25 protein-coding genes and 1 tRNA gene are annotated in these 23,178 nt (G+C 67.9%); 14 read left to right on the top strand and 12 right to left on the bottom strand.

Annotated elements, in window-relative coordinates; all coding sequences use genetic code 11:
• Window positions 1-14: 14 nt before the first annotated feature.
• The 7 genes from galU to AB0L65_RS09940 all read left to right on the top strand — a co-directional run bounded on the left by galU (window position 15) and on the right by AB0L65_RS09940 (window position 4,583).
• Window positions 15-917: a UTP--glucose-1-phosphate uridylyltransferase GalU gene (gene galU, locus AB0L65_RS09970; RefSeq protein ID WP_364242644.1), complete on the top strand. Its 903-nt coding sequence runs from the start codon at window positions 15-17 to the stop codon at window positions 915-917.
• Entirely contained in the window at window positions 904-2,091 is a 1,188-nt protein-coding gene (gene glp, locus AB0L65_RS09965; protein ID WP_364242641.1) for a gephyrin-like molybdotransferase Glp, read from the top strand. The genes galU and glp overlap by 14 nt, the downstream gene beginning before the upstream one ends.
• On the top strand, window positions 2,088-2,570 hold the full coding sequence (gene moaC / locus AB0L65_RS09960; RefSeq protein WP_364242638.1) for a cyclic pyranopterin monophosphate synthase MoaC: 483 nt from the start codon (window positions 2,088-2,090) through the stop codon (window positions 2,568-2,570). The genes glp and moaC overlap by 4 nt, the downstream gene beginning before the upstream one ends.
• Window positions 2,567-3,049: a MogA/MoaB family molybdenum cofactor biosynthesis protein gene (locus tag AB0L65_RS09955; RefSeq protein ID WP_364242635.1), complete on the top strand. Its 483-nt coding sequence runs from the start codon at window positions 2,567-2,569 to the stop codon at window positions 3,047-3,049. The genes moaC and AB0L65_RS09955 overlap by 4 nt, the downstream gene beginning before the upstream one ends.
• Before the next feature lie 54 nt (window positions 3,050-3,103).
• Window positions 3,104-3,748: a GNAT family protein gene (locus AB0L65_RS09950; protein WP_192788162.1), complete on the top strand. Its 645-nt coding sequence runs from the start codon at window positions 3,104-3,106 to the stop codon at window positions 3,746-3,748.
• 124 nt (window positions 3,749-3,872) lie between these two features.
• Window positions 3,873-4,460, top strand: coding sequence for a hypothetical protein (locus AB0L65_RS09945; RefSeq protein ID WP_364242632.1), 588 nt, complete (start codon window positions 3,873-3,875; stop codon window positions 4,458-4,460).
• A 49-nt stretch (window positions 4,461-4,509) separates the two neighbouring features.
• A tRNA-Ala gene (locus AB0L65_RS09940) sits at window positions 4,510-4,583 on the top strand.
• Window positions 4,584-4,830: 247 nt separating this feature from the next.
• Here the strand turns inward: AB0L65_RS09940 and AB0L65_RS09935 are convergent.
• The 5 genes from AB0L65_RS09935 to AB0L65_RS09915 all read right to left on the bottom strand — a co-directional run bounded on the left by AB0L65_RS09935 (window position 4,831) and on the right by AB0L65_RS09915 (window position 9,253).
• Window positions 4,831-5,097 (bottom strand): hypothetical protein, encoded by a 267-nt coding sequence (locus AB0L65_RS09935; RefSeq protein WP_364242629.1) that lies wholly within the window; start codon window positions 5,095-5,097, stop codon window positions 4,831-4,833.
• Window positions 5,098-5,219: 122 nt separating this feature from the next.
• Complete coding sequence (locus tag AB0L65_RS09930) at window positions 5,220-6,668, bottom strand: TfuA-like protein (protein WP_364242626.1); 1,449 nt, start codon at window positions 6,666-6,668, stop codon at window positions 5,220-5,222.
• Window positions 6,668-7,852: a YcaO-like family protein gene (locus AB0L65_RS09925; RefSeq protein ID WP_364242623.1), complete on the bottom strand. Its 1,185-nt coding sequence runs from the start codon at window positions 7,850-7,852 to the stop codon at window positions 6,668-6,670. The genes AB0L65_RS09930 and AB0L65_RS09925 overlap by 1 nt, the downstream gene beginning before the upstream one ends.
• Before the next feature lie 48 nt (window positions 7,853-7,900).
• Window positions 7,901-8,041: a hypothetical protein gene (locus AB0L65_RS09920; RefSeq protein ID WP_355199200.1), complete on the bottom strand. Its 141-nt coding sequence runs from the start codon at window positions 8,039-8,041 to the stop codon at window positions 7,901-7,903.
• Between the two features lie 117 nt (window positions 8,042-8,158).
• Complete coding sequence (locus AB0L65_RS09915; protein WP_364242620.1) at window positions 8,159-9,253, bottom strand: L-histidine N(alpha)-methyltransferase; 1,095 nt, start codon at window positions 9,251-9,253, stop codon at window positions 8,159-8,161.
• A 398-nt stretch (window positions 9,254-9,651) separates the two neighbouring features.
• On the opposite strand from AB0L65_RS09915, the gene AB0L65_RS09910 reads away from it, so the two are divergent.
• Entirely contained in the window at window positions 9,652-10,896 is a 1,245-nt protein-coding gene (locus AB0L65_RS09910) for a hypothetical protein (RefSeq protein ID WP_364242617.1), read from the top strand.
• Between the two features lie 453 nt (window positions 10,897-11,349).
• Complete coding sequence (locus tag AB0L65_RS09905; protein WP_364242614.1) at window positions 11,350-11,547, top strand: hypothetical protein; 198 nt, start codon at window positions 11,350-11,352, stop codon at window positions 11,545-11,547.
• A gap of 59 nt (window positions 11,548-11,606) precedes the next feature.
• Here AB0L65_RS09905 and AB0L65_RS09900 read toward each other — a convergent pair whose 3' ends face one another.
• The 3 genes from AB0L65_RS09900 to AB0L65_RS09890 form a co-directional block, all read right to left on the bottom strand.
• Entirely contained in the window at window positions 11,607-12,020 is a 414-nt protein-coding gene (locus tag AB0L65_RS09900; protein ID WP_364242611.1) for a hypothetical protein, read from the bottom strand.
• 647 nt (window positions 12,021-12,667) lie between these two features.
• The gene (locus AB0L65_RS09895; protein ID WP_364242609.1) at window positions 12,668-12,877 is read right to left on the bottom strand and encodes a hypothetical protein; all 210 of its coding nucleotides are present in this window, start codon (window positions 12,875-12,877) and stop codon (window positions 12,668-12,670) included.
• Window positions 12,878-13,717: 840 nt separating this feature from the next.
• The gene (locus AB0L65_RS09890; protein ID WP_364242606.1) at window positions 13,718-14,563 is read right to left on the bottom strand and encodes an MBL fold metallo-hydrolase; all 846 of its coding nucleotides are present in this window, start codon (window positions 14,561-14,563) and stop codon (window positions 13,718-13,720) included.
• A gap of 85 nt (window positions 14,564-14,648) precedes the next feature.
• Here AB0L65_RS09890 and AB0L65_RS09885 point away from each other — a divergent pair, with 85 nt between their 5' ends.
• Window positions 14,649-15,257, top strand: coding sequence for an XRE family transcriptional regulator (locus AB0L65_RS09885; protein ID WP_364242603.1), 609 nt, complete (start codon window positions 14,649-14,651; stop codon window positions 15,255-15,257).
• 387 nt (window positions 15,258-15,644) lie between these two features.
• Here the strand turns inward: AB0L65_RS09885 and AB0L65_RS09880 are convergent, their stop codons facing one another.
• Window positions 15,645-16,274 carry a TetR/AcrR family transcriptional regulator gene (locus tag AB0L65_RS09880; protein WP_364242601.1) on the bottom strand — a complete coding sequence of 210 codons (630 nt, stop codon included), beginning with the start codon at window positions 16,272-16,274 and terminating at the stop codon, window positions 15,645-15,647.
• Window positions 16,275-16,361: 87 nt separating this feature from the next.
• Here AB0L65_RS09880 and AB0L65_RS09875 point away from each other — a divergent pair, with 87 nt between their 5' ends.
• The gene (locus AB0L65_RS09875; protein WP_364242599.1) at window positions 16,362-16,748 is read left to right on the top strand and encodes a nuclear transport factor 2 family protein; all 387 of its coding nucleotides are present in this window, start codon (window positions 16,362-16,364) and stop codon (window positions 16,746-16,748) included.
• A gap of 2 nt (window positions 16,749-16,750) precedes the next feature.
• Window positions 16,751-18,184, top strand: coding sequence for an MFS transporter (locus AB0L65_RS09870; RefSeq protein ID WP_364242596.1), 1,434 nt, complete (start codon window positions 16,751-16,753; stop codon window positions 18,182-18,184).
• A 393-nt stretch (window positions 18,185-18,577) separates the two neighbouring features.
• Here AB0L65_RS09870 and AB0L65_RS09865 read toward each other — a convergent pair whose 3' ends face one another.
• Window positions 18,578-19,381 (bottom strand): integrase, encoded by an 804-nt coding sequence (locus AB0L65_RS09865; protein WP_364242593.1) that lies wholly within the window; start codon window positions 19,379-19,381, stop codon window positions 18,578-18,580.
• 127 nt (window positions 19,382-19,508) lie between these two features.
• Between AB0L65_RS09865 and AB0L65_RS09860 the strand changes: the two genes are divergently transcribed.
• Entirely contained in the window at window positions 19,509-19,859 is a 351-nt protein-coding gene (locus AB0L65_RS09860; RefSeq protein ID WP_364242590.1) for a hypothetical protein, read from the top strand.
• A gap of 88 nt (window positions 19,860-19,947) precedes the next feature.
• Here the strand turns inward: AB0L65_RS09860 and AB0L65_RS09855 are convergent, their stop codons facing one another.
• Entirely contained in the window at window positions 19,948-21,165 is a 1,218-nt protein-coding gene (locus tag AB0L65_RS09855; RefSeq protein ID WP_364242587.1) for an MFS transporter, read from the bottom strand.
• Window positions 21,166-21,237: 72 nt separating this feature from the next.
• Here AB0L65_RS09855 and AB0L65_RS09850 point away from each other — a divergent pair, with 72 nt between their 5' ends.
• Window positions 21,238-22,080, top strand: coding sequence for a LysR family transcriptional regulator (locus AB0L65_RS09850; RefSeq protein ID WP_364242584.1), 843 nt, complete (start codon window positions 21,238-21,240; stop codon window positions 22,078-22,080).
• Window positions 22,081-22,215: 135 nt separating this feature from the next.
• Here the strand turns inward: AB0L65_RS09850 and AB0L65_RS09845 are convergent, their stop codons facing one another.
• Window positions 22,216-23,091 carry an alpha/beta hydrolase gene (locus AB0L65_RS09845; RefSeq protein WP_364242581.1) on the bottom strand — a complete coding sequence of 292 codons (876 nt, stop codon included), beginning with the start codon at window positions 23,089-23,091 and terminating at the stop codon, window positions 22,216-22,218.
• Window positions 23,092-23,178 lie beyond the last annotated feature (87 nt).

Below are 23,178 nucleotides of genomic sequence, written 5' to 3'. Positions count from 1 at the left end.
ACTAGGGTCTACTCATGGCTGACTTCGACCCTGTGACGAAAGCCGTCGTGCCCGCCGCGGGTCTGGGCACCCGGTTCCTTCCGGCGACCAAGGCGACACCGAAGGAGATGTTGCCCATCGTCGACAAGCCCGCGATCCAGTATGTCGTCGAGGAGGCAGCCTCCGCTGGGCTCCTCGACGTCCTCATGGTCACCGGCAAGAATAAACGCTCCATCGAGGATCACTTCGACCGCGCGTTCGAGCTGGAGGAGGCCCTTGAGGCCAAGGGCGACGAGCACCGGTTGTCCCAGGTACGCGAGCCGGCCTCGCTGGCGACGCTCCACTACGTACGTCAGGGCGAGCCCAAGGGGCTCGGCCACGCGGTGCTCTGCGCCAAGCAGCACGTCGGCGGCCACCCCTTCGCCTGTCTGCTCGGCGACGACCTGATCGACTACCGCGATCCGCTGCTCAAGCGCATGATCGAGGTGCGCGACACGTTCGGGGGGAGCGTGATCGCGCTGATGGAGGTGCCCAAGGAGCAGGTCTCCCTGTACGGCGTCGCGACCATCGAGGCGACCGCCGACGACGACGTCGTACGCGTGACCGACCTGGTGGAGAAGCCGCCGGCCGACGAGGCGCCGTCCAACTGGGCGATCATCGGGCGCTATGTGATCGACCCCGCGGTGTTCGAGGTGCTGGAGAACACGCCGCCGGGGCGCGGGGGCGAGATCCAGCTCACCGACGCGCTGCGCACGCTCGCCGGACGCGGGTCCGGGGAGGGCGGGCCCGTGCACGGGGTGCTGTTCAGAGGGCGCAGGTACGACACCGGCGACAAGCTGGACTATTTGCGGACGGTGGTGAAGTTCGCGGCGGGCCGGGAGGACCTGGCGCCCGATTTCGTGCCGTGGCTGCGGGAGTTCCTCGATGAAATCGGTTGACGAGCATCTGGCTGAGATCCTGGCCACTGTTCGTCCGCTGGCGCCGCTGGAGCTGGAGTTGGAGCAGGCGCTGGGGGCGACGCTGGCCGAGGAGGTGGTCTCGCCGGTTCCGCTGCCGCCGTTCGACAACTCGGCCATGGACGGCTATGCCGTACGGTCTGCCGATATTTCGGATGTTCCGGTTACGTTGCCGGTGACGGACGATGTGGCGGCCGGGTCCGAGGAGCTGCGGGCCGTGGGGCCCGGGCACGCCATACGGATCATGACCGGTGCTCCCATGCCCGCCGGGGCCGACGCCGTGGTGCCGGTCGAGTGGACGGACGGGGGGACGGTCACCGTACAGATCTCCCGCCCGGTGAGCGCCGGCAACGCGATCCGCCTCGCGGGCGAGGACGTGCAGGCCGGCGAGGTCGTGCTCAAGCCGGGCACGGTGATCGGGCCCTCCCAGCTCGGGATCATCGCCGGGGTGGGGCGGCGGCGGGTCTGGGCGCGGCCCCGGCCCAGGGTCGTCGTCATCTCGACGGGCGCGGAGCTGGTCGAGCCGGGTGGTCCGCTGGCCCCCGGGCAGATCTGGGACTCCAACAGCTTCACGCTGACCGCCGCCGTGCGGGAGGCCGGAGGCGAGGGGTTCCGGGCGGGGTCCGTCGGGGACGATCCGCGCGTACTCCTCGATCGGCTCGACACCCACCTGATGCGGGCCGATGCGATCATCACCAGCGGTGGTGTGTCCATGGGAGCGTACGAGCCGGTCAAGGAGGCTCTGTCCCCGCTGGGCACTGTCCGGTTCGAGAAGGTCGCGATGCAGCCGGGGATGCCGCAGGGGTTCGGCGTGCTGGGGGAGGACCAGGTGCCGATCTTCGCGCTGCCCGGCAACCCGGTGTCGTCCTATGTGTCTTTCATGCTGTTCGTACGTCCGGCGCTCGACAAGATGCGCGGGCTCCCCGCGGACATGCCGCAATCGGTGACCGCCCGCCTGACCAGGCCGGTGCGCTCGCCCGCCGGACGGCGGTCGTTCCTGCGCGGCGTGCTGGCTGCGGACGGCACGGTGTCGCCGGTGCACGGGCAGGGCTCGCATCAACTCGCCGCCCTGGCCTCGGCGAACGCGCTGATCGTGGTCGCGGAGGACGTGACCGAGATGCCCGAGGGGGCGACTGTCGAGGTGATCCGGCTGTGAGCGACTCGGGGCTGACCCATGTGGATGAGACCGGGGCCGCTCGCATGGTGGACGTCTCCGCCAAGGACGTGACGGCTCGCACCGCCACGGCGACCGGGCGGGTGCTGCTGTCGGGCGAGGTCGTGGAGCTGCTGCGGTCCGGCGAGGTGCCCAAGGGCGACGCGCTGGGTGTGGCGCGGATCGCGGGGATCATGGGGGCGAAACGGACGCCCGACCTGATCCCGCTCTGCCATCCGATCGCGTTGCACGGGGTGAAGGTCACGCTGGACGTCGAGGACTGGGGTGTGGCGATCACCTGCCGGGTGAAGACGGCCGACCGCACCGGCGTGGAGATGGAGGCGCTGACGGCGGTCTCCGTGGCCGCGCTGGCGCTGATCGACATGGTCAAGGCGGTCGATCCGGCCGCGGCGATCACCGATGTCCGGGTGGAGGAGAAGCTGGGCGGCAAGACCGGCCGCTGGACCAGGGAGCCGGAATGATCCGCGCACTCGTGATCACGGTGTCGAACCGGGCGTCGGCCGGGATTTATGCGGATAAATCCGGGCCGCTGCTCGTTGACCTGCTGCGCCGCGACGCGGGCTGCGAGGTCGTGGAGGGCCCCTTGGTGGTGCCCGACGGAGAGCCGGTCGAGGGAGCGCTCCGTGACGGGGTGGCGCAGGGGTTCGACGTCATCGTGACCACCGGGGGGACCGGGTTGACGCCCATGGACCTGACCCCGGAGATGACGGCCAGAGTAATTTCTCGGGAAATTCCCGGTATAGCCGAGACCATTCGGCTGGCGAATCGGGAAAAGGTCCCGACCTCGATTCTGTCCAGAGGGCTGGCCGGCCAGGCGGGCGCTACCTTGATCGTTAATTTGCCCGGATCATCGGGTGGCGTACGCGATGGCGTCGCCGTACTCGCGCCGATTCTCCAGCACGCGGTCGATCAGATCCGGGGAGGCGATCACCCGCGCTGATCGCGGTTCCCTGATGCGTGGCGACATCATGCCCGATGGGGGGATGATGAGTGGGTGGATCGACTTCGTGGCTGGCCGGTGACCCTGAACGAAGGTCCGGTAGGCCTCCGGCCGCTGCGGCTGAGCGACGTGCGCGTGTGGCGCGAGACCCGGCTGCGAAACGCCGACTGGCTACGCCCCTGGGAGCCCAGCAATCCCGAGACGCCGCTGTTCAGGACCGGGCTCGGCCCGTACGTCTCCATGGTCGGCACCCTGCGCCGCGAGGCCCGGCAGGGTCTGGCGATGCCGTGGGTGATCACGTACGGCGGGCGCTTCGCGGGGCAGCTGACCGTGGGCGCGATCGTGTGGGGCGCCGCCCGTTCCGCCCAGGTCGGCTACTGGATCGACGGCGCGCTCGCCGGGAAGGGGATCACCCCCACCGCCCTCGCCATGGCCGTTGACCATTGCTTCTTCACCACGGGGCTGCATCGGCTGGAAGCGAACATCCGCCCCGAGAATCAAGCCAGCCGACGGGTGGTTGAGAAGCTCGGATTCCGGGAAGAAGGCATTCGGCGGCGCCAACTCCACATCGATGGGGCCTGGCGCGACCACATTTGCTACGCGTTGACCGCTGAGGACATTCCTGGCGGCCTGCTCGTGCAGTGGCGTCGCGCGCGTGAGTCAGCTGCTCACGGGGGGCCTTCCGTCGAAGAGGTTTGACGATCTCGCGACACACCGCACCGAATGCTCGTCAATTAGTGACACGCGGTCTTACGGTGCGTGACGTGAGCACATTGAAGGCGCGACGAGCACACTCGCGTCTTTGTGCTGCCCGGAGGTGCCCATGAGTAGCGCCTTCCTCTATCTGGTCATCGTCGTGATGTGGCTTTGCGTCCTGATCCCGATGTGGCTGCGCAAGGACAAGACCAACCTGGCCGAGCTGGCCGAGCTCGAAGAGCACTACACCGGCGAACACCAGCTTCCCGATCTCGACAACCTGGACCCATCGGACGCGGACGAGGACGACGGGTCGTCTCCTGCCGAGGTCGAGAAGGTCGATGTGCGCCAGTTCCGGCTCCGGCGCCGCGCCATCATCGTGGCCCGCCGGCGGCGGCTGCTGTTCTTCACCACGCTGCTGGTGCTGGCCTCTGTCGTGACGGCCGCGGTCAAGATGATCCCGTGGTGGGGCGTGGCTCCCTCGGTCGTCATCATGTTCGCGTACATGGCCTTCCTTCGCATCGCCGTACAAGTCGATAGGGAACGCCGCGAACGGGGCCGTCAGGCGCGCGCTGAGCGCCTGCGGCGCGCACGTGAGCGGCGGCGGGCCGCGGAGGAGGCCGCCCAGGCTGAGGTCATCGATCTCACGACCCTGCAAGCGGACGTTCTGTTCGATCAGTACGCCGAACCGCCCAAGCGGGCGGTGGGCGACTGAAACGTTGGCGCGAGGACCCCTCAGAGTTTGCTAATCTGGTCGAGTCCTTGGGGATGTAGCGCAGTCCGGTAGCGCACTTCGTTCGCATCGAAGGGGTCAGGGGTTCGAATCCCCTCATCTCCACAAGGGGCCGTTCTTGAGACGGCTGGACTGAAGTTGACGGGATCCCGTCTGATCGTTGAGATCGGGCGGGATCTTGTCGTTTCAGGGGTTTCCGAATCGGGTTCGTCCTGGTTCGGGGACTACGGAGTCGGCGTCTGGGAAGGCCCAGGTGGTGGCAGGCCGCTGGTGGAGGACCGAGATCCGGCCGTTGGGCATGGTGGAGCCGACGGTGAGCTGGGCGCTGCGACAGGGTGGCGGGTTTTGCGGCTTATGGGGCGGGTGGTGGCCTGCTCTGGCCTGCGGGTGGCGTGCCGTCGAAGGGCTCGACTGGAGTCTGCGGAGTGTCGGCCGGTGTGATCGGCTCGTCTTGGGGCTGGTGGGTGTGGCGCCACTGGTCGAGGAAGTGGTCGTTGGCGACGGTGACGAGCAGGGCGACCAGGATGGTCTGGGCGACGCGGGCGCGGGCGAGCCGGTTCTTCGGGTTGCTCAGGTCGAGGTCGTGGCCCTTGAGACGGCCGTTCAACCCCTCCGTCATCGCCCTGGCAGTGGAGTACGTCCTTCGCCAGGAGGGGCTGAGGCAAGGCAGATCCGGACGGAACTTGTCGAGGTGGCCGAGGTCGCCCGGGGTGCAGGATGATGGTGTGCTGGGACGAGGATCTACATCTTGCCGGGCGCTGACGATTGAGTCTCTGCAGGCGGTGAAGGGCTCACGTTCGAGTGGTCGATGTGCAGGTCCATGAGGTCCGGGTTGTACCTTGCCAGGAGGTAGTACGGTCGGGCCGCAGCGACCAGGACGTCCCGGGAGCCTATCCCCCGGTCCAGTGCGTGTAGTTCCAGGGCTCCGGGTTCGGCGCCCCATCGTTCGCTGATATGGGTCAGAATGCGGTCCGCCGACAAGGTATGGATGTCGAAGATGGACTGAGTCTGCTGTGCGTGCTCGTTCACCGACTTCGCGGCGTTGACGAGCTTCGCCGCTGTCGAGACGATTGGCCGCCGGCGCAGCGCGTCCAGCGCCAGGCCGTCCGCGGGAGCCCCAGGCGTCAGCTGGAAGCTGCGCACCAGGAAGGTGCCGAGCTGGTCCTTCAGCGGGCGTGAGGTTCGCTCTGACGGGGTCAGCCACAGGTCGAGGAAGCTCAGCTCTTCGAGGTTGTCAGATCGGGGATCCGGGATGACGTTGCGATGCCGTGCGTGCTCCAGCGCTCTGTCGAGGGTCGCCTCCGTGTGCTGGGTCCGGCAGTTGGAGGCACATTCCTGGACCAGATGGTTGAAGACCAGGTCCCGGTAGAAGTCTGGGTAGTCCCGGGCGAAGAGCTGACACATCCGCAGGACGCTCATCTCGGCGGTCCGGCCGTCCTCGGTGTCGACGCTGCGTGCTCCCAGCTGCCAGCGGTGCACGTAGATGGTGGGTGCCATGGTGAAGTTGGGCGAGGGGTGCGTGGTGCCGTTCGCGCGGCTTTCGTGGGGCATGCGTAATCTGTGGACCAGTTGCAGTGCGTCGTCGCGTTTGAGGTTGACGGCCCGGGTCGCGCACAGATGCCGTAGCGCTTCGACCTTTGCGGCTGGTATGGCCGCCTCGCGGGCGAGCTGGATGAGTTCCGGGTAGGAGCGCAGGCGGTACGGCCGCCGGGCCAGCACGGCGACGAGGTGAGCGGCGGTGGGCTCGTCGAGGATCCCTTCCTGTATGCACAGGCTCAGGGTCGCGCGTATGTTGACGAGGGCTTCGGAGAGCGGCCGGTAGCGTTCCTCCGCTGGACCGTGCAGGAGGGCCACCTCGTCGTCGGCCGTCAGCCGGCCTTCCAGGTAGTCGCGGTAGATGCGTCCCACGCCGTACATGCCGAAGGTGTCGAGTTCGGCTGCGCGCAGAGCGCCCATGCTGGCAGCGCCGAGGACTGTCACGCCGGTCTGGATGAGGGAGAGGATCTCTTTGTGCCGGACGGCGCGGGTCTGGCGGAAGTAGCCGTCGATGATGCCGACGACGTCTCCCTGCTGGGGCGCGAGTTTCAGCAGGTCTCCTGCCGCTACCGGTGGGAGGACGGTGATGTCGTCCGCCGCGAGCAGGTCGGCGGCCTCCGGCAGGCTGGGGCCGACGAAGAGGTACCGGGTCATCACATGAACGCCGGTTCGCAGAGAAGCCCGGGGCAGACCACTCGTACGACGGGGATGCCGAGGTCGGGCCTGGTATGGTCCGCGACCAGCGGAGATCGCCCGGTCAGGGCGAGGACGCGGGTGACCGTGGTGCGCAGGTCGTCCGCGAGGGTTTCGTTGCGGACGGAGGCGATCTCGTCGTAGCTGAGCCGGTCGGCTTTCGAGAGCGGTGCGGGACGCGCGGACCCGCTCGAGACGGCGCGCCGGTAGGCCCCCGTGGTGAGGTCGTCCCGGGCTCCGGCGATCTGGGTGGCGCGCGACTGCGCGGCCTCGGTCAGGGCGCGGCACAAGGCGACGTCACGGTCAAGGTGGGCACCCGCGCCGGCGAAGAGCACCGGGAACTCTTCGCTCCAGATGGTGGCCAGGAAGCAGGCGAGCCCGGTGGGCGACGGGAGTACTTCGACCCGGACCTCGACCGCGGCCGCGTCCATGAGGCCCAGCAGCTCCTGGGCTGGACCGTCCACGGTGGCCAGGTCCAGGGCCGGTGATGGGTTCCTCTTGGCGCGGGCCAGACAGTCGCGTTCGATGACCTCGTAGATGCCGTGGAGTGCCGCTTCGGCGAAGGTGTTACCGCTGGCGAGTCCATTGCTGTTCTGGGCGAACAGGGGTGGTGCCCAGGTGTCGCGCACACGGCCGTCAAGGCGCAGCAGGTCGGTCGGCAGGAAGGTGTCCGTTCCGTCGTCCAGGCGGCTTGCCCTGGTCCATTCAAGCTCCAGGCCCGGCCGGAGGTGGTGGCGGGGTTCCAGGGGCAGTTCGTGGACGCGGTAGCCGCACGCGCGTTCCATGTCGCCAACGGTTGCGGTCGTCTCGCCGGGATCTATGCGCTCGGCGTGCCAAGATTCGATCGATTCCATGGCAGCCGAGACCTGGGCGAGGTCGTGAGTGAGGCCTTTGCCCTGGCTCACCGACACCGTCCGGGAATTCGGGCGGACGGCCTGGTGGACCGGTATGCCGATCTCGTCGAGCCAAGTGACGTCGGCGAGCCGGGTGATACCGACGATCGGGAAGAGTGGCTGGATCCGGCGCAGCGTGTCTGTGGGGGTCAGGACGCGGTGGGTGCCGGACACGCAGGCTTTGCGGATCTCGTCGAGGGCGGGAACGGGGTGTGCGAGCACTCCGTCCCCGCCCGACAGGTTGTCCGCCATGCCGCTGTCGGTGTGGTCAACAGTGGTGAGACGGCTCAATCTGAACCGTCACGCGCCGTGGACGTCGGCGGGCTCGAGGTCGTCGTTGTCCTTCAGCTTGACGCTCCAGACGGTGTCCTTGCTCGTCATCTGGAGCAAGTTGGTCAGCTCGCCACGGAGTTGGGTTGCGGTGGGCAAGTTGAGATTCATCCGCCAACCTTTCTGTCGTCGGCCGGTAGCGCACCGGCGATCCCACGCTGAGCGTAGCCAAGTCTGATCTTCCTGAGAAGATCTTTCCCGTCGGAGTCCGGGCGCGGGCTTCGACGTTCACTGCGCCGGCGTCGCGGCGACGAGGACCACCTGCCTGTCCTGACCGTGTTCGAAGAGGCGCACCTGGAGCCCACAACGGGTGAGCTGGTCGGCCACCGCCGCGCTGTCGTGGTAGAGGTAGCGCCAGACGAGCACTGTGTCGCCCGGCTCGAACGACACCCTCCTCTGGTCATCTCCGACGTCGAAGGTCACGGTGACCGGCTCGATGAACCGTGCCCGGACGAAGACTTCGCTGCGAACGCGGTCGAACCCTGTTTCCGTGACGTACCAGGAGCGGTCGATGGCGAGCAGGTTCAGTCCCACCAGCTGCTGGGGCTTGTACGGGCTGCCGACGCTGACCTGATCCATGAACGGGGGCCTGTCGACGCCGGTGTCGATGCGCAGCGTCAGCAACAGCACGTCGTGGTCGCTCATGGCGTGACATACGTGGCGCAGGACCTGGGCCGGCTCGGCGAAGTTGTACGGCGTCCCGCCGGCCAGGACGACGAAGCGGACCGGATCGGCACCATCGTGGCCGAGCCTGGGCTTGGCGGTGAGGACGCGGGCGAGATCGGGGCCGGTGAAGTCGCCGCGGCACAGCTCGAAGCGCTCCACATGAGCGGGGAAGTCAGCTCGGAGGTTCTCCCTGGCCAGCTCAAGGATCTCTGCGCTGATGTCGATCGCGCGATAGCCGGTCAGGCGGGACCTGTCCAGCAGGTGGCGGATCAGCCCGCGCACGGGACGCGTCGTTCCCGGCCCCAGATCGACGATCTGCACCGGCGATGATGACGGCGCAAGGGCGAGGAGCTGCTCGGCGTGGCAAGTCAGGAGCGTGTCGAAGTCGCTCAGCATCGGTGCGAGTTCGGGGTTGGACGGCACTTCGCTTTCGCGCCACATCTCGCTCCCGTCGCCGAGGTAGGTCAGTTCGTACGGAAACTCGGCACGGTCGTTGAGCGAATCGACGATGGCACCCACCTGTGTCGCCGAGTAGGCGCGATAGAAGTTCTCGTGCGGCGACACCGCATGCTGCTGTACACCCATCACGTCGGACAGTACATCGCCGGCCACATACGTCCGTCTACTCCTCCACAGCCCCGGCTCCAGACGGGTCACCGCCGTTAACGCTGACGGTGACGGATCCTGCGGATCAGGAACGCCGAATCAGCTGTTCCTTATCCGCCGAATCGTCGTGCTGAGCGGAGGTTTGATCATTTCGCGGTGCAGGCCATGGCACCAGCGTCGAGCTCGCTGTCCAGCGCCGTACTACTGGTGAACAGCCCTGTTCACTCGGCCAGATATGCGGTTCCCGGTGCATCGCGGAAGGGCGGCCGATGAAAAGCCTGCGAAGGATTACTCCACTCGTACGACGCACGCGGTCTGGCGGCGGTGTGTGCGGTAGACGGTAAGTGCGTGATCACGTGCAGCTTCCTGGTGCGAGAGGCGTACCGCGCAAGGGCCGACGCGAGTCGAAGGGCGCGCTGGCGCCAGGGAGCACTGGCTAATATGCGCGCATGCCATTGGACGACGCGCTGACGGCCCGCATGGCTGACTCCGGCTTCTGGGCGGCATACCTCTTCGAAGACGACGCTGCCGAGCCCGAGTTCGACGAAGAAGATGCGGAATCGTTCAGCGCGGAGTTCCAGGTGGCGGAGGGGCTGGGGCTCGTCCTTGAGTTGGACGTTGCCACCGGGTACTTCGACCTCGCCCTTACGGCCCCCGAGTTGCCCGAGCCCGTCACCGTCGGCTGGGACGACCAGGCTCACTTTCATCCCCATACGATGCGCTGGAGCGAACTGGACCTGCTCGCTCGGGCCGTGGCGCTGCGCGATCCCCAACTGCGCCATCCCGGACCGATGCTTGCGCTGTTGGCCCGCTTCGTTGTCCTTGACGAGCAGGACGACCCGGACGCCATAACCCCGCTGATGGACGCGGCCTTGCGGATGGTGCGCCCGGGTCCGCTGAGCGGTCTGCGGCCTGAGACCCGCGACTGGTTCGAACTGCGCGACCTGCGCGGCTGCGGACTACGGTGGACGGCTACGGACCATGGCTGCCTGGCTGTCGAGCAGCCTGACCTCGATTCGACCACACATGATCTCTACTCCCTGCGCGCTCCCGGGTCCGCGGATTTCCCCTTCGCGGCCTGGGCCGCTCTTCTCGACCAGGCGGAGCAGGCTCTCGTCCGTGCCACGGGCGCCGCATCTCTGCAGACCCCTGCAATGCGTGACGCCCTCAGCCGCTGCGATACCGACGAAGGGCATGCTCACCTCGAACCACTGGCCGCGGCGTTGCAGACCGCGGACTGGGTCCATCCTGTTCTCGTGCGGGCCCTGACTGAACCAGTGAGCAGGGAGGAGTCCTGCTGGGCCGTGGAGACGCTGGCCGGGCTGCCGCGAGGCTCTTTGGTCCGGCGACGGTACGGGCCAAGCCGCATGGCCGGCGCCCAGTCATGGGAACTGTGTCTGACAATCGCCACCGAACGGCGTCCGGCGGAGCGTGCCCGTCTCCTGATCTCCGAGCTGCACGATGCCTTGAAACAGGAGGGGCTCGGTCGCGCCGAGATCACTGGCAGCGAGATGGCTCGCCGGGGGGAATCGGGAAGCCTGATGGATGTCTCGGCCTCGGCCGACGTACTCATCCGCGACGACCTGCCACGCGGCTTGTCGCTGATCTCGCAGATCCTGCGCCGCCACGACGCCGCAGACACGGCTGAACTCCGTTACGCATCCCCGCCGCGTGCTTCGGTTCCCATTCCCTGACGCCTCAGCCGCCCCTTCTGGCCCAATACGCGGGAAACGATCAACACCCGCGTGGGAAGCGATCTCCAACGGCGCCAATGGTCCACAGGTCAGATGTACTCGTGAACAGCCCACAAGGGGCCGTTCTTGAGACGGCTGGACTGAGGTTGACGGGATCCCGTCCGATCATCTGAATCGGACGGGATTTCGTGTTTTCCGAGGTCTTCGGATCGTTGGGCGGGCTGGTTCTGGCTCGTTTGGCGTTCGTGGCGAAGGGCGCTGGTGGTGTTGAGCCGCTGGGAGCGCGTGAAGGGCTGGCGGCCGGGCGTGCGGGACCGGTCGGTCGGAGTAGTGCTGTCCGGTTATCACCCCAGCGAATCAGGCGCCCGGTGGCGGTCTTCCGGATGCTGCCGGCGGTTCCGGATCCGGCTCTTGTGCATCGAATGTGTAGGTGTCCTCGGGCGGAGGTTCGCGGTGGTCGTGGGCTTGCCGCCAGGCGAGCAGGATGAGCTCGTTGGTGACGGCGACCATGAGCGCGGTGAGCAGGGTCTGAGCGACGCGGCCGTGGGCGAGGCGATTCTTGGGGTCGCCGAGGTCGATGTGGTGGCGCCGGTGAAGACAGATGCGCAAACCTCAGCGTGCAAAGTGGCCAGCCTGCAAAGGGGTAGATGATCGCCAGATGCCCGTAGTTCGGGCGGCGTGCCGAACAGCGTCTGCTCGACTGCCAACCCTCACGAGAGCCTGGCCACCAGCACCGCCCAACTGGCACCGGACGGAGCCTTGACCGTCAGCGTGCGTGGTTTCGGTTTCGAGACCGGGTAATTGTCGAGTGTGAACGTGGTGTAGCCCGCGGCACACTGCCGCAGCGTCTGGAAGCCCTCACTGATCACGATTGCTAACTTTCCCTGAGAACCGGCACAATCCACAGCGATCTTGTACGAGTTCCCCACCTTCAACTCGCCGGCCCATTCATCCTCGCCGCCGTCGGCGACATGATGCAAGAGAACCTTTCCCTTCACCTTCTTCCGCAAGTCAACCAACGGCCGCGCCGATGGAGGGCTTGCCGACGGGGAAGGCGCGGGAACCTGAGCAGACGGGCCCGGTTCCGCGGATAACCGTTCAGAGCAGGCGGTCAGCAGGAGCATGACCACGACGAAACCAACGGGGAACCGGCCGAGTCGACTGGAACGAAGATCAGAAGGCATCACGGCGAGCACTCTAACGACCCGACACCTCGAAAACTCCGGGAAGCGCTCACAGAAATTCAGGGAAGCGATCTTCTACATGCATACTCCGCCCCAGGCCAGCACTATTCGTGAACACCCCACAAGGGGCCGTTCTTGAAACGGCTGGACTGAAGTTGACGGGATCCCGTCTGATCATCATGATCAGGCGGGATCTTGTCGTTTCAGGGGTTTCCGAATCGGGTTCGTCCTGGTTTGGGAACCGCGGAGCGGGTGTCCGGGGAGGCCCGGGTGGTGTCAGGGCACTGGTGGAGGTCGGAGCTCGCGTCGCTGGGCATGGCGATGCCGGCTCCGGGCTGGGTGCTGCGACACGGTGATCTGAAGTGCGGGTTATGGGGCAGGTGGTGGCCTGCTCCGGCCCGTGAGCGGCGAGCAGTCGAGGCGCTCTGCTGGAATCTCGGGGATGTCGGCGGATGTGTCGGGCTCGTCTGGGAGATGGTAGGTCTGGCGCCACTGGTCGAGGAAGTGGTCGTTGGCGGCGGTGACGAGCAACGCGACCAGGATGGTCTGGGCGACGCGGCCGTGAGCGAGCCGGCTCTTAGGATCACTCAGGTTGAGAGCGTGGCCCTTGAGACGGCCGTCAGCCCCTCCGTCATCGCCCTGATGGTGGAGTACGTCCCCCGCCACGAAGGGCTGAGGTAAGCCAGGTCCTGCCGGAACTTGTCGAGGTGACCGAGGTCGCCGGGGTGCAGGGTGATGGTCTGCTGGTGGCAGATCTTCGGCAGTTCGCCGCTCTTGCGGTCAGGGGTAGGGGGCAAGACGCGGGGTTTGGCCGCCGGGTGGGCGGCTGGCTGCCGGGCATCGGTCAGGTCGACCGTGGTGGGCCTGCTGGGCCCGCGCTGGTGGAGGCGGTCGAAGCGGGGGGCAGGTCAGCGATGGGGAGGTGCTTGCTGCCGGGCACTGGAAGCGGACGGTGCCGCCTGGGTTTGGGCTCTGCTTGGGGCGCATGCAAGTACGGATTTCGCGCGCTGATGAGTGTGGTGAGTTCTTCCGATGGTGTGCCCATCCAGGCCGGCGGCGGCCTGGATGAGCCGGTAACCGAGCTCTCGTGCGGGCTGGTCGAAATGGGCGCTCTGTTGGTCGGTGTAGGCGCGGTCGACGACAGCGAATGCTACGGGCAAGCCGAGGGCGGCGATGGCGTTGGCGCCGATGCCTTTGTGCGGGGTGTCCAGGACCAGGCCGAGCGCCAGTTGCGGAAGAGACCCGGAAACCGAGCGCGTGCGGGCGGCGACGGTGAGGGTGGCGCTGTAGCCGGTACTCGGGTAGGCCGTGTCCGGCCGAGTGATGCCAGCCCGCGGTGATCTCGGTGGAGGCGATCAGTTCGCCGGTGGAGCGGCGAGCTCGGGGTGGGCGGGCGAAGACCGGGTGGCGGTGGTGTCGATGCCGACATCGCCGCGGAAGTGACGGAGGTAGCCCCGGCCTTTGGTCCAGCGCACCGGGGTGAGGGCCCTGAGGTCGACTCGTTCGACTCCGACGAGCCAGGACGCACCCTTGCGGTGGCCGTCCAGGTGGTTGAGTTCGTGGGCGCCCAGCCGGGCCGGACGAGCTTGCCCTCCTTGGCCGCCATCGCGAGCGCGGCCCGGAGCCGACAGGCTCGATCAGCCGATCGGTGGTGCGAGGTATTCCAGCGCATAACCGGCGCCGGAGGGGGTTACGCGGGCGATACCGGGTGAGTCGAGGTGAGCGCCGGCTACGAAGTGGTGTGGTTGGGTCAGTCGTTCGAGGAGGGCTGCTCGCGCGGCGCGGGCCTGGGACTGGTTGCCGTCGAGCTCCCAGGACACGTTCGGCTGATCGAACTGGAGCGTGGGAACGTGAACGGTGTCGCCCCAGACGAGAAGGTGGCCGGTGCCGCTCCTGACGTCGTAGACGGTGTGGCCGGGTGTGTGGCCCGGTGTCGGGATCGCGGTGGTCCAGTCGTTGATCGCGACCTTCTCCGACACGGGTACGACCCGGTCGCGGATCGGCTCCAGCCGCCCCGTGAACACCGAGGTGTCGCCCGCGCCGATCCACACGCGCTCGAGTTTGGTGAACGCCTCTGAACCGTCCGGCGCGATCAGGCCGCTCACATGGTCTTCGTGCTTGTGGGTGATGGCCACATCGGTGACCTGCGCGCGGTCGATTCCCGCTTCGTCGAGCGCGTCGTAGATCAATCCCATCGTGGGGTCGTGCCAGGCGTTGGACGCGCCGGTGTCGATGAGAACCGACCGTGTGCCGTCGGTGACGAAGAAGGCGTTGACCGACAGCCGCAAGTTGTCGCCGGTCAGCGGGACGGCGGCTGGCAGCTCATCGAGCGTGCGCCCCTCCTCGTCGCGCAGCCGTGTCGGCGGCATGTCGATGTACCCGTCTCGCAACGAGATCACCTGCAGATCGCCGAATTCGAACGTGGCATGGTGCTGGCCACTCGAGATCAAACGCATGGAACCTCCGTCGTGTTGGGCGCACATCGCGCTTCTCCGATAGGAGACAATATCTTCTTTAGGAGAAACCCTACACTGTGGGAAGCGAGGTATCCATCGATCGAGGAGCACGGTGGTCGAGCAACACGGAAACGCGGCCGAACCACAGCACGGTGACGACCTGGCCGGCGCGTTCGGCGGGAACGTGCGGCGACGCCGCGAGGAGGCGGGCCTGACGCTGGAGCAGTTGTCCACACAGTCGTCGGTCAGCCGGGCGATGCTGTCCAAGGTCGAACGCGGTGAGAAGAGCCCGACGATCGGCGTCGCGTCTCGGATCGCCCACGCGCTCAACGCGTCGCTCTCGGACCTGATCGGTGCGCCGGCTGCTGCCGCGTCGGGGGTGGCCATTGTCATGCGCAAGAACGATCGCCCCGTTTTCCGTGACCCGGAAACCAGCTTCGAGCGGCACATGGTGTCAGCGGCCCCGGGCGCGGGAGGAGCCGAGATGGTCGTCCACTACCTCCCCGCGCAGGTCTCTACCGGGCTGCTGCCCGCGTATCCGCCGGGTACGGAGAAACAACTCGTGGTGCTCGAAGGTACCCTCACCGTCGCGATCGGCGGGATCAGCGAGACCCTGAACACAGGCGACTCCCTGTTCTTCCAGGCCGACGCGGACCACGGCTTCGCCAACCGAACTAACGCTCCCTGCGAATACATCATGGTCATCTCGCGCAGAACCTGATCGGCCGCAGCCTGCGGTACAAGCCTGTCCTGCAACACACCGACGTACGGGGCAGGTCAGTTCCTCACGCGCGATGGACGGTCGTTCCAGGCGACGCTGCGCCACGGCCGGCCGCTCCTGAATCTTCTCCGTCTGCCCAGACGGCTCGGCGGAGTCCTGCCGTGTGGACTCCTAGGTCCGCCCATGCCGTCTCCGCGACGATCTCGAAGATCCGTTCCGGCGAGCAAAGGAGCAATGTGTGAATACCGGACAGCTCGGGCGGGGTGCGGACGGTTTGGTCGTTCAGGTCGGTGGCAGCCTGTGCCAGACGCTCGGGCATCAGGTTACCGCCGATGAGCAGAGCGCCGTGGACGCTGCCTTGGATGCCCGGTAGCGGCGCCTGTGCCTTCACTTATTCGTCAGGCTCACGCCGATGAGCTTGATGAGGAACCGATCGATCTGCTCCTCCAGAGGTGGCCACGCCAGGCCCGGCTCGTTCACCCGGATCGACACGGCGCCGTGCACGGCTGCGCGCAGGTCGAGCGCGAGGGTGACGGCGTCGCCGACGGGCGCGAGCCCCGCGTCCAGGCACCGCTGGACGGCAGCCGTGGTGCGCACCGCCAACTCCTCCTTGAACACCAGGTGCATCCGCCGATTGAGCGTGCTCTCGTGCAGCACTTTGTACAGGCCCGCGTGGTCGCGGACCCACGTGCCGAGGAACAGCAGGCGCGCTCGTAGCCGGGCAACCGGGTCGTCGTGGACGGACTCCGCCTGATTCAGGTCGGACAAGAGGCCATGGGTGCACTGCTCCAGGGCGGCGAAGACCAGGGCGTCGCGGTCGGCGAAGTGGATGTAAACCGAGGTCGCCGCGATGCCCACCTCGCGCGCGACGGCGCGTAGGGACAGCGCCTCATCGTCGCCCAATTCATCGAGCATCCGCAGCGTGGCATCGATGATGTCGCGGCGCAGTCGTTCCCCCTGGCCTCGCCGGTTGCGGCCCCGCGCGGACGAGGGAGAGGCCGAAGAGATGGCATCCATGGCCCGTATTGTATTGCGACGTCCGTTGCCTTACAGTCGTAGCCTTACAAGAGTAGGACTACAGCTGTTAGCTTAGTTGGGGAGATCATGAAGTCGAGGCTTGAAAGCAACAAGCAGACCGTTCTGGCCTTCTACGAGGTGGGTCTGAACCAGAAGGACTTCGAGGCCGCGTCGAAGCTCATCGGCGACCGTTACGTCCAGCACAATCCCCGCATCGCGGACGGCATCGAAGGCTTCGAAGCCTTCGTCGGCCAGTTGCGGGCGGACTTTCCCGCGCTGCGAGCCGAGGTCAAAAAGATCTTCGCCGATGGCGACTTCGTCATCGCACACGTGCACGGCATACGCGTGCCGGGGCAACTCGGCACGGCCATCGTCGACATTTTCCGGCTGGACGAGAACGGCAAGATCGTCGAGCACTGGGACGTCATGCAGCCGATCCCGGAGACCGCCGAGAACCAGAACGGGATGTTCTAGCCGTGACCACCACGACCGGCACCAGCCGGCATCCCGCCGACGCGACTCTGCCCGACCCCCGGCGCTGGTGGGCGCTGGCCACGGTCGCCACGGTCCAGCTGATGGTCGGCATCGATATGACGATCGTGAACATCGCGCTGCCTTCCGTACAGCGCTCACTCGACCTGTCCGACCCGGCCCGCCAGTGGGTGATCACGCTCTTCGCGCTCTGCTACGGCGGCCTGCTGCTGCTCGGCGGGCGGCTGTCGCAGCTGATCGGCCGCAGGCGGATCCTGCTGGCAGGGCTGATCGGTTTCGCCGCGGCCTCGGCGCTCGCCGGCGCCGCAACCGGACCGGCGATGCTGCTCACCGGCCGGGCCCTGCAAGGCGTGTCCGGCGCGCTGCTCACCCCGGCCGTGCTGGCCACCCTGGCCACCGCCTTCCCCTCACCCGCCGAGCGCGGTAAGGCGTTCGGCATCTACGGCACCGTGATGGGCAGTTCCTCCGGCCTGGGCGTGCTGCTGGGCGGAGTGCTCACCGACTACCTCGACTGGCGCTGGTGCATGTACGTGAACCTGCCCATCGCGGCCCTGGCCGTGGTCGGGGTGCTGTACGCCGTGCGCCCGTCCCTCCGTGCGGCCGGCGCCCGCATCGACGTCACCGGCGCGGTCCTGGCCACCGCCGGCCTGATGGCCCTGGTCTTCGGGTTCGCCCGGGCCGAACCCGACGGTTGGAGCGCGCCGACCACCTTGGGCCCGCTGGCCGCCGGAGCATTGGCACTGGTCGCGTTCGTCTGGGTCCAGGCCCGGGTCAAGGGGCCGCTGCTCCCGCTGCGGGTCGTCCTGGACCGTCCTCGCGGCGGTTCGTACCTGGCGGTGTTCGGCCTGGCGGTGGGCATGTTCGCCGCGCTGTTCTTCCTCACCTTCTACCTGCAGAACGTGCTCGGCTATTCTCCGATCCAGGCAGGCCTGGGATTCCTGCCGCTGACCGCCGGTCTCACGATCGGAGTTCGGGCGGTGAGCCCGCTGATGGCCCGCGTTCCGGTGCGGGCGCTGCTGTGTCCCGGACTCCTGACGATCGCGGCCGGGCTCGCCCTGCTCGGCTTCCTGCGAGCCGACAGCGGTTACCAGCTCCACGTACTGCCGGTGTTCCTGCTGGTAGGGCTGGGTACGGGATGGGTACTCGTCACCGCCAACAGCACGGCAACCCTCGGCGCCGGCGCCGACAGCGCGGTGGCGGGAGCCATGGTCATGACCTCACAGCAGATCGGCGCGTCCCTGGGCACTGCGCTGCTCAGCACGATCGCCGGGACGGCCGCGGCCCGTCACTTCGGCCACACGCCGGCCGAGACCGCCGTCCACGGCTTCAACGTGGCCAGCCTCGGCGCGGCCGGGTTCCTGTGCCTGGCCGCACTCGTGGTCTTCTTCGTCACCGGTCCGCGCAGACCTCAACCCTGAAACGCCGCTGACGGCGGCGGGTTGTGGGCGGGTGGTGCCTCGTCGACGGCGACCGGCCCACCCCCGCCTGGAGTGGTCCGAGCACCCCGAACACACCTGGGCCGGCCCCGACAACCTGCCGCTGCTCCTGGAGAACCGGTAACACGGCGACACCTTCATCCCCTCTTAGACCACACCGCCACACCTGGGAAGCGATCGGGGAGCCATCCCGTCGGATTCCGCCCGCTTGGTGATCTTTTCGAGGCGTTCAGTGGGGCGCCCGTGCAGAAGACCAGGTGGTGATCTTGGCGGGTGTGGTGTTGCCGGAGGGCCTCGGCGTATGACGTGGCTTGTGGGTCTTGGGGTCCCCGGCCCGCACGGCCAGACGCATACGAGGTTGCAGGGCAAGTGTCGTCAAGCCTGCCCGAAGTCGGTGCAGTGTGCGATCGTCGCATCGTCCGCCGCTACCGCGTGATGTGCCTCCGCCTGCCGGACACGGCGAATGATTTCGTCTGGTCCGCTCGACGCCAGGACGGTCATGACCCCTGGCCAGTCGGTGAGCCCGAACCGGTCCACGATGCCGCTGGCGCCATTGCTGAGGAGAACGGCGCCGACATCGGTCAGCTCCGAGATCGGACAACTGCCGGTGATGGCCTCGTCCGCCGCCCGCGGGTCGTCCTTGGCCACCCAGAAGCCGCCCGGTTGGTTCCGGTTCGAGCGTAAGTCGTTGAGGATCCGGTGGTACTCGTCGCTACCCTTGGTGGCGGTCTCCAGCGCGGGCTCGTACGAGCGGCTGATCACGACCTCCCGGGGATCGGAGACGACGAGCGGCGCGCTGTCTGCTTTGTCGAGCACGACGTACGCGTCGCCGAGCACCAGGTATTCGACGAGGCCATTGGACAGGCGCAGGATGGCTACCGCCGCCGACGGGCTTATGCGGTTGGCGACGTCGCAGGTGCTGCGGTGATCGTCCGTCACCTGCTCGATGGCATCGGCGAGCACTGCCGGAAGGTCGCGGTCCTGTGCGAGTGACAGGAGACCGAGGAGGCTGCCTCCTAAACGGTTGGCATACCAGGCCACGCCGTGCCGGCAGATCGATTCCGTGCCGGGGATGCCGGCACCGTCGACCAACACGGCCGCCGTCGGCAAGGCCCCGGTGAAGTCCTCGTTCGCGCGGTCGGCCCGCCCCGCGGCAGCGCTCGCCATGGCCACCCGCATGTCCTACCGCCGATCAAAGCGCTCACCATAACAATCGCCGACGCGCTGAAACGTACACGTCTGCCTGATCGCCCGCTTCCCGAGCGCGGTCCTCGGCGCCCGGGACGCCTCCGGGGCACCGCTGCTGGTGCGCACGCGGCCGAAGGCCACCACAGACGGCTTCACCATCGCGACGGACGCCGCCGATGGCCTCGTGCCGGGCACGGCCAGCCTGCTCGTGCACCGGCACGACGAACGACTCAACGCCATGCACAACGCACTGATCCGCGGCGAACTTCACGCCGACGGCGACCAATGGACGATGGTCCCGCGGAATGTGATCGAGCCGGCCGGATCCGGCCGCATCAGCGACGCGTTCCACACCCTGCGCAACGCCCGCCGCTCCACGCTCCGCTACCTGGAGCGGCGCGGCCTGGCGCGGCCCCGGGTTCAGTGGGACCAGTTCCAGCTGCTCGCCACATCCAGCAAAGACGCATAACGCCGGGCTGGGCAGGACGGCAGGGTCACCGGTCCTGCCGTCCGCAGCCCTCACCGGCCGCCGGTGAGGCGCCGACGAAACGCCGGATTCAGGTCGGCGTGACGGTGTCGCAGGGCTCGAGTGCCTGCGATGAGGACGACGGCGCCGCCGCGGGTGACCGGCGCGAGAGCAGGTATCCCGTCAGTGCGGCGAGCAGACCGGCCAGACCGGCCGCCGTGAAGCCGCCCGCCGGCACGGACGCGTCGATCGCCACTCCCACGACCGGGGAGCCGAGCGCGAACCCCGCGCTCGCCGCCGAGGACTGCAGGCCGGTCGCCTCACCTCGTACACCGGCCGGCGTCAGCCGGCTCACCGCGTCGGAGACCGTCGAAAGGGTCGGTGCGGTGAGCAGCCCGGCACCGATGACGGCCACGCACAGCCAGGGCCAGTCATGGGCAAGTCCGGCCGGAATCGTCACCAGCCCGAGCAGGCCGAGCAGCAGCCAGGTGGGCATCGGCCGGGGCAACGCTCCGTACACCAGACCGCCCACGACGGACGACACCCCGAGCGCGGCGATGACCACGGCCGCCCACGAGACCTGGCCGGCTTCTCGAAGAGTGGCGACGATGGCCAGGTCGACGCCGCTGAGCAGCATCGCGACGCCGAACCCCATCGTCAGAACAGCGACCATGCGCGCTCCCAACCACTCCCGGCGCCGGGGCCGGCCCGCTGCCTCGCCGTCCACCTCGTCCTCGGCCCGCAGCGGCGGGTTGAGCAGGGCGATCCCTGCCCCGCCGGCGACGATCGCGGCGCCCACTCCCCATGCCACCACGCCGGGGGACACCGTCGCCGCGCACAGGATGACCACCGCCGGCCCCACCATGTACGACAGCTCGCCCGCCACCGACTCCAGCGCGAACGCTGCCCGCCGCTGCCCTGCCGTCGTCATCGCGGCGATCGCCTGCCTGGTAACCGATTGGACCGGCACCATCAGCAGACCGGCGGCGAAGGAGGCGCACAGCAAGATCACGAACGGCAGCACGGGCACGGTCAGCCAGAACACGAGCTGCGGCACGACCGTGGCCAGCAGCACGGTACGCAGTCCCCGCCGGTCGATCATCCGCCCCAGCAGCGGCCCGCCCAGCGCGACACCGGCGGTGAGCGCCGCCACCACGGCTCCCGCCGCCGCGTAACTCATGTCGAGGGCGACGACGACGTACATCGTCAACGCCATCGCGTCCGCCGTGATCGCGGTACGAGCGAGCAGCGAGATGCCAAGCAGTGGCGTCATCCCCGGCACCGCGAGCACCTGGCGAAATCTGGTCACCGTTTTGACGCTAGATCACCCGTTATGCCATAGGAAGTCGCGAATTCATTGGACCGGACATAATGAACACTTATGGCACGTGATCTCGAGACCGCACTGCTGCGATCGTTCGTCACCGCCGTACGAGCGGGCAGCATCAGCCGTGCGGCGGCCGCGCTCGGCCGCACCCAGCCCGCGCTCAGCCAGCAGTTGCGCAAGCTCGAGAGGGACGTCGGCAGCCCGCTGCTGCACCGGGCGCCGTCCGGCGTCTCGCTGACCCGGGCGGGCGAGGAACTGCTGCCCTACGCCGAGCGCATTCTCGCGCTGTCGGCACAGGCCCTCGCCGAAACGGGACGTGCGCTCACCGGGCATTGCGGGGTGGGGCTCCTCGAAGATCTCGCCGCTTCCCGCCTTCCTCAGGCACTCGCCGACCTCGCACGGCTGCACCCGGACGCGACACTGGAGGTGCTCAGCCTCTCCAACGCGGCGATGCGGGAGGCCTACGACACGGGCCGCGTCCAGCTCGTGCTCGACGAGGCCGCGGTTCTTCCCTGGCCGCCCCGCTGGACGGTGCGTCTGCCGCTGGTCTGGGCGGTCGGGCCGGGTGTCGCCACCGACGCCGATCCGCTGCCGGTGGTGCTGTTCTCGAACGCGTGCGCCTGGCGGACGTCGGTGCTGGAAGCGATGGAAGGCACAGGGCGCCGCTGGCGGGTGGCGTTCGAGAGCAACAGTCTCGCCGGAGTGCTCGCCGCGCTACGGGCCGGGCTCGGAGTCGCGGCGCTCCTGCCCGCCAACCTCGAGCCGGCCATGGCCTGCCACGACGCGGCCGTGCTGCCTGCTCTGCCGGACGTCGAACTCGGCCTTGCCCGCCACCCCGGCACCGAAGGTGATGCGCTCATCGACGCTGTGGAGACCGCCCTGCGGCGGATGCTCTGAGCCGTAAGCCTGTCCCCGCCGGCCCCCGGGAGGTCTCAAGGGACCGCATCGAGGTGGCGCGGCGTACCGGCGGTTCCGTTACCGCTGGACGTCCGACACAGTCATGATCGCGAAGTGTCACCGGAGCGCCAGGGACTAACTGATCAGGCTTCTGATCGCCGCGGTGACGGCGTCGGGTTGAGTCTCCGGTAGAAAGTGCCCACCCGGCAGCATCAGGGTGCGGACATCCGGCGACCAGCCGTGCCAGATCGCCGAGGGGTCGAACGGCAGGACCATGTCGCCGGGGTCCTGCCAGATCGCCAGGGTAGGAGGCTTGACGCGCCGATCGGCCTGCCGATCTTCGCTGTCGTGGGCCGCATCGACGAAGGCGCTGGCCCGGTAGTCCTGGCAAATGGCGTGGATCGTTTCCGGATTGCGCGTCGCGGCCAGGTATGCCTCACGGACGTCGGCGTCGAATGTGCCGGGCTCGGCCCAGGCATCGAGGAAGTGGCCGAAGAACGTGTCGGGGTCAGCGCCGATCATCCGCTCGGGCAGGTCGTTGAGCTGCGCGAGGAAATACAGGTGGAAGCCGAAGACGCCACCCACGCCCGCCAGCGACCCCCACATGTCGGCAGTAGGGATGACGTCGATCACGCCGAGGTGAGCGACGGCGTGAGGGTGATCCAACGCGGCGCGGAAGGCGACCAGCGCTCCACGGTCATGACCGACCAGGCTGAAACGTTCGTGGCCGAGCTGCCGCATCAGTGCCACCATGGTCGCCGCGGTCACACGCTTGGCGTACTGTTCGTGGCCACCCTCCGGCTTGGCGCTGGCCCCGTAGCCGGGCAGGTCGGGGCAGATGACGCGGAAGCCGTCTGCCAGCACCGGAGCGACATGCCGCCAGGTCAGATGGGTCTGTGGGAAGCCGTGCAGCAACAGCAGCGGCGGTCCCTCGCCTCCTGAAGCCACATGGAGATCAAGGCCGTCCACCCGGACCGTGTGTTCGTCGAAGCCTGAGATCGTTGAGGGCATCGGCTCAGGCTGCCATCAGCAACCGACAATTCTTCGCCGGCCTCCGGCCTTTGACGTGTCCAGCGGGGTGCCGCCGCTCGTGCGGAA

The sequence above is a fragment of the Nonomuraea sp. NPDC052116 genome, from assembly GCF_040680035.1.
GTDB lineage: Bacteria > Actinomycetota > Actinomycetes > Streptosporangiales > Streptosporangiaceae > Nonomuraea > Nonomuraea angiospora_A.
This window is presented reverse-complemented; position numbering and strand designations above follow the sequence as displayed.